General features: G+C 46.4%; 3 protein-coding genes. All 3 read left to right on the plus strand.

Going from position 1 to position 4,838, the window contains the following annotated elements:
• Nucleotides 1–1,406, plus strand: a 1,406-nt coding sequence (locus tag A2517_RS07205) for a DNA translocase FtsK (RefSeq protein ID WP_294895568.1), incomplete at its 5' end; no start/stop codon positions are given.
• Between the two features lie 224 nt (nucleotides 1,407–1,630).
• Nucleotides 1,631–4,240 (plus strand): bifunctional aconitate hydratase 2/2-methylisocitrate dehydratase, encoded by a 2,610-nt coding sequence (gene acnB / locus A2517_RS07210; protein WP_294895569.1) that lies wholly within the window; start codon nucleotides 1,631–1,633, stop codon nucleotides 4,238–4,240.
• A gap of 80 nt (nucleotides 4,241–4,320) precedes the next feature.
• On the plus strand, nucleotides 4,321–4,838 hold a 518-nt coding region (locus A2517_RS07215), incomplete at its 3' end, for a DEAD/DEAH box helicase (RefSeq protein WP_294895570.1).

Consider the following 4,838-nt stretch of genomic DNA (forward strand, 5'->3'; position numbering starts at 1 on the left):
AACTTCCGTTGGTTGAGTTTTTTCAAATGCCTCCCAAAAAACAAACCTTGGTGGATGAAGCGGAACTCGATGACAAAATAAGAGATTTGATCGAAAAACTGAAACATTTCAATATCGAAGGGGATGTGGTACGTACCTACGCCGGCCCTGTCGTATCGACGTTTGAGTTCAAACCCGCCGCCAACATCAAAGTCTCCAAAATTTTAGGGCTTCAAGATGACCTCGCTATGGCACTGAAAGCCCAAACGATCCGTATTCAGGCTCCGATCCCCGGCAAAGATGTCGTAGGGATTGAGATCCCCAACAAAAGCGTAGAAACGATCTATCTGCGTGAGATGCTGGAGAGCAAGCTTTTCCAAGAGGCGGCCTCTCCTCTCACTCTTATATTGGGAAAAGACATCGTCGGAAAACCGTTTATTACCGATTTGAAAAAACTTCCTCATCTTCTCATCGCAGGTACGACGGGAAGCGGTAAGAGTGTCGGTATCAACTCTATGATTTTGAGCCTCTTATACAAAAACTCGCCCGATCAGCTCAAACTCTTGATGATCGATCCGAAAATGTTAGAGTTTTCTATCTATAATGATATTCCCCATCTTCTTACACCGGTTATTACCAAACCGAAAGAGGCGATTTCAGCCCTTAATAATATGGTGTACGAGATGGAGCGCCGTTATCAACTGATGAGCGAAACCCGTACTAAAAACATTGAAAATTACAATGAAAAAGCGAAAACGGAAAAACTAGACCCGCTCCCTTATATCGTTGTCATTATTGACGAATTAGCCGATCTGATGATGACAAGCGGCAAAGATGTCGAATACTCCATCGCCCGTCTTGCTCAGATGGCACGTGCCAGCGGTATCCACTTGATCGTGGCAACCCAGCGCCCGAGTGTCGACGTCGTAACGGGACTTATCAAAGCCAATTTACCCTCTCGTATCAGCTACAAAGTGGGACAAAAAATCGACAGTAAGATCATTCTTGACGGCATGGGTGCCGAATCGCTTCTCGGGCGCGGTGATATGCTCTTTACCCCTCCGGGTATGAGCGGTCTTGTACGACTCCATGCTCCGTGGAGTACTGAAGTCGAGATTGAAAAAGTAGTCGATTTTCTTAAAGCTCAACGTGAACCCGAATACGACCGCAAATTTTTACGAGATAAAGAAGAGACGGTTACATCCAATGGAAATAATGGAAATGACGAAGAGAGCGATGAGCTTTATGAAGAGGCTAAGAACATCATCCTTACCGAGCAAAAAACCTCTATCAGCTATCTGCAGCGTCGTCTTCAAATCGGGTATAACCGTTCTGCCCGTCTGATTGAACAGCTGGAAAACAACGGTATCCTCTCTTCTCCTAATTCCAAAGGGAATCGCGACATAATCGTTAACGATCCTTTTTGATTCTCCTAATCGGAGAACCCCTCTTTTAACACCAATCTGTAACTTTTTTTCCTCTCTACTATTATTGACAAAAAATATAATCTATGGTGATTTCCGATAATGTTACGTAATTACACATATTTATTCCGATTAGACAAAACAAATGAGTAGATAGGTAACACATTGAGAAATCTGATTTTTTCTTCTGATATAATCATTCAAAATTAACATGCACAGGAGTCACTATGGCTTTTATGGACGAATACAAAGCACACGTAGCGGAACGCGCAGCGCAGGGAATCCCCCCATTCCCACTTACTAAAGAGCAAGTTACCTCTCTTGTTGAACTTATCACTGCAGAAACCTCTAAAAACGGTGAATTGGTTGAGATGTTAGCAGAGCGTGTCAATCCGGGTGTTGATGATGGTGCCCATGTAAAAGCGGCATTTTTACATCAAGTCGTCCAAGGAGAAGTCAAAGCATTCTTGGCAGACAACAGCGACATCAACAGTGATGATCACAAAAAAGCGGCAATTAAAATCCTCGGTAAAATGGTAGGGGGTTACAATGTTAAACCTCTTATCGATGCCCTCAGCAACAATGCTATTGCCAAAGAAGCGGCACATGAGCTTAAACATACCCTTTTGGTTTATGATGCATTCAATGATATCGTTGAACTTTCAAAAACGAATACCTATGCTGCCGAAGTTCTCCAATCATGGGCAGACGCAGAGTGGTTCACCAGTAAAAAAACATTGGCGGAACGATTCAGTGTTGTTGTTTTCAAATTCCCGGGTGAAACCAATACCGATGACCTCTCCCCTGCGAGTGCGGCATTTACCCGTTCCGATATCCCACTTCATGCAACAACCATGCTTTCGGCTAAAATGCCTGAAGGTATCGCTAAAATCGCTGAATTGAAACAAAAAGGGATGCAAATCGCTTACGTCGGTGACGTTGTCGGAACAGGTTCTAGCCGTAAATCAGCGGCGAACTCGGTTCAATGGCACATGGGTGATGATATTCCGGGTATCCCGAACAAACGTACGGGTGGGGTTGTTATCGGTAGCATCATCGCTCCGATCTTCTTCGCAACGTGTGAAGACTCAGGTGCACTCCCTATCGAAGCCGATGTGTCTCAAATGGAAACAGGCGATGTACTCGATATCGATACCAAAGCGGGAACCATCACTAAAAACGGTGCAGTCATCGCTAACTTCAGCCTTCGCCCGAACACGATCGAAGACGAAGTACGTGCCGGTGGACGTATCCCTCTTATCATCGGTCGCGGTTTGACGGCAAAAGCGCGTACGGCACTCGGTATGCCTCCGGCAACGATTTTCGCAACCCCTATCCAACCTGCCGATACGGGCAAAGGGTATACCCTTGCTCAAAAAATGGTGGGTAAAGCATGTGGTATGGAAGGTGTTCGCCCGGGAATGTATTGTGAGCCTATCACAAGCACCGTAGGAAGCCAAGATACCACAGGACCGATGACCCGTGATGAGATCAAAGAGCTCTCTGCTCTCGGGTTCTCGGCAGATTTCGTTCTTCAGTCGTTCTGTCATACAGCGGCATACCCGAAACCGTCCGACGTGAAATTGCACGCAACCCTGCCGGCATTCATCAGCTCACGCAGCGGTGTCGCTCTTCGTCCGGCGGACGGTGTTATCCACTCATGGTTGAACCGTATGGTTCTTCCTGATACCGTCGGAACAGGTGGTGATAGCCATACCCGTTTCCCGATCGGTGTGAGTTTCCCTGCAGGTTCAGGTCTCGTAGCGTTCGCAGGTGTTACGGGTGCTATGCCGCTTGAGATGCCGGAATCGGTTTTGGTACGCTTCAAAGGGGAGATGCAACCGGGTATCACATTGCGTGACCTTGTTAACGCAATCCCTTACTACGCAATCAAACAAGGTCTTTTGACCGTTGAGAAAAAGGGTAAGAAAAACATCTTCAACGGACGTGTATTGGAGATCGAAGGTCTTCCAAATATGAAAGTAGAACAAGCGTTCGAACTTTCCGATGCATCGGCTGAGCGTTCAGCGGCAGCGTGTACCGTTCGCCTTAACAAAGAGCCGGTCATCGAGTACCTAAAATCAAACGTTACGTTGATCGAAGCGATGGTGGCTGACGGATACGAAGATGCTCGTACATTACAGCGCCGTGCCGATAAAATGAAAGAGTGGTTAGCCGCTCCAACGTTGATGGAACCAGATGCCGATGCGGAATACGCAGCAATCATCGAAATCGACCTTAACGACGTTAAAGAGCCGATCTTAGCGTGCCCGAACGATCCGGATAATGTTAAATTGCTCAGCGAAGTTGCGGGTACTGAAATCAACGAAGTATTCTTAGGCAGCTGTATGACCAACATCGGACATTACCGTGCGGCAGGTGAAGTAATGCGCGGCGAAGGTAAAATCGCGGTTGAGAAATTCTGGATCGTTCCACCGACCCGTATGGATGAGCAACAACTCATCAACGAGGGGTACTACGACGTGTATAAAGCGATTGCCGCTACAACCGAAGTTCCGGGATGTTCACTCTGTATGGGGAACCAAGCGAGTTCACGTGAGGGTTCAACCGTATTCTCAACCTCGACTCGTAACTTCGATAACCGTTTAGGTAAAGGGACACAAGTCTATCTCGGTTCTGCGGAACTCGCTTCTGTATGTGCTAAACTCGGACGTATCCCGACCGTAGCCGAGTACATGAGCATCGTTCCTGAAAAATTGGCAGGAAAAGCAGATCAAGTCTATAAATATCTCAACTTTAACGAGATTGCATCGTATGCACTTCAAGCACGTAATGTGGCTGAAGAAAAATACGGCGTTACGATCAAAGCCGTATAAACAACTCCTCTCAAATCCCCTTTTCTAGGGGGTTTCCTCCATCTATGCTATAATCCCTTATCTATATACAAAGCGACACAATGTCCTCATTCGATACATTACCCTTACGTCCACCTCTAAAAGAGGCATTAAAACGTCTTGAATTTACCACCATGACCTCTATCCAATCGACTGCTCTTCCAATTATTTTAGACAAAAAAGATTGTATTGCACAAGCCGCTACGGGTAGCGGAAAAACATTGGCATTTGGGTTGGGAATCTTGAACCCGATTAATCCCAAATCATTCGGTATCCAATCCCTTATCCTCTGCCCTACTCGTGAATTGGCGGAACAAGTAGCTAAAGTACTCCGCTCACTCGCCTCTGAAATCGGTAATATCAAGATCCTTACCCTCTGCGGCGGTGTCCCTATGCGAGGACAGCTCCATTCACTCAAACACGGAGCACACATCATTGTCGGAACTCCGGGGCGCGTCCTTAAACTCCTTCAGATGGAGGCCTTTGATACGGCTCAAATACAAACCGTCGTTTTGGATGAAGCCGACCAGATGATTGATATGGGATTTATCGAAGATATTACGACTATTTTGGGATTCAC

The organism is Sulfuricurvum sp. RIFOXYD12_FULL_44_77, from assembly GCF_001830725.1.
GTDB classification, from domain to species: domain Bacteria; phylum Campylobacterota; class Campylobacteria; order Campylobacterales; family Sulfurimonadaceae; genus Sulfuricurvum; species Sulfuricurvum kujiense_A.